The 1123-nt window shown below is 55.1% G+C and carries 1 protein-coding gene; it reads left to right on the top strand.

From position 1 onward, the window contains the following. Window positions 1-71 precede the first annotated feature (71 nt). Entirely contained in the window at window positions 72-1082 is a 1011-nt protein-coding gene (locus QSK43_RS27005) for an IS30 family transposase (protein ID WP_332306023.1), read from the top strand. The last annotated feature ends 41 nt before the right edge of the window (window positions 1083-1123 follow it).

The raw sequence follows: 1123 nt of genomic DNA, 5'->3' as shown, positions 1-1123 counted from the left end.
GGGGGTGGGTTCAAGCTTGAAGTGCGACTTGCGAATGATACCAATGGGTTATCAGTCACAAGGAAGATGCAATGGAACGCTCCTACTCCCACATTGATCTCGATGAACGTCGTAAGATCGCCCGCTGGTTAACGGCCGGGCTGAGTGTTGATGCAATCGCAGAGCAGCTCGGCCGGCATCGCTCAACGATCTTTCGTGAGATCAAACGCAACACTTTTGTCGATAAAGTCGTGCCAGATCTGACCGGCTATTACTGCGTGACTGCGCACGACATGGCGTGCGAACGACGTGCGAAACTGCGCAAGCTGGCGCGGTTCTCTCACGTTCGACAGTCGGTGATTGAACGTATCATACATGGTTGGTCGCCACAGCAGATCGCTGGCCGTATGCGCCTGGAGCGCCATCCTATCTCGGTCAGTCATGAAACGATCTATAAGTTTGCATACTCGTCAGATGGGCACGCGATCAAGCTCTGGCGGCATCTTCCAGAGCATCGCGCTCGACGGCGACCACGACATGCAAGACGCAAGCACGGACAACGGTTTAGTCCAGAACTCAACATCTTGCGGCGGCCGGATGCCGTTGCCGATCGCAAACAATTTGGCCATTGGGAATGCGATCTGATCCAGTTTCGGAAGAAGTTCGGAAAAGCAAACGTGACATCGCTCGTAGAAAGGGTCAGCCGCTTTGCAATCTTTCTACGCAACAACGACCGACAGTCCCGGCCCGTGATGGATGGCCTTGTTCGTGCGCTGCAAGCCCTGCCCCACCTCGCCCGCCGATCAATCACGTTCGACCGCGGAACAGAGTTTACTGACTGGCCTTATCTTCAGGCGAGTATCGGTACGCAAACGTGGTTCTGTGATCCCCAATCGCCATGGCAAAAAGGCACTGTGGAGAACACCAACCGCCGGGTGAGAAAGTGGCTCTCGAGAGAAGTCGATCCCCTGACGGTCACAGACGCGGACTTGATAGAAATTTGCAGCCGGCTCAACGCAACGCCGCGCAAATGCCTTGGTTATCGAACGCCTGCAGAAGTTTTCCGCAAGAAAGTTCTCGCGCAGATGCGGCATGCAAGTTAGCTTTGGATGCCCCGCAAGTCGCGGTTCAGCATGAACTCACA

The sequence above is a fragment of the Rhizobium sp. GR12 genome, assembly GCF_036596185.1.
In the GTDB taxonomy this organism is placed as follows: Bacteria; Pseudomonadota; Alphaproteobacteria; order Rhizobiales; family Rhizobiaceae; genus Agrobacterium; species Agrobacterium nepotum.
Note: the sequence above shows the minus strand (reverse complement) of the source record. Positions and strands in the feature narration are given on the sequence as shown.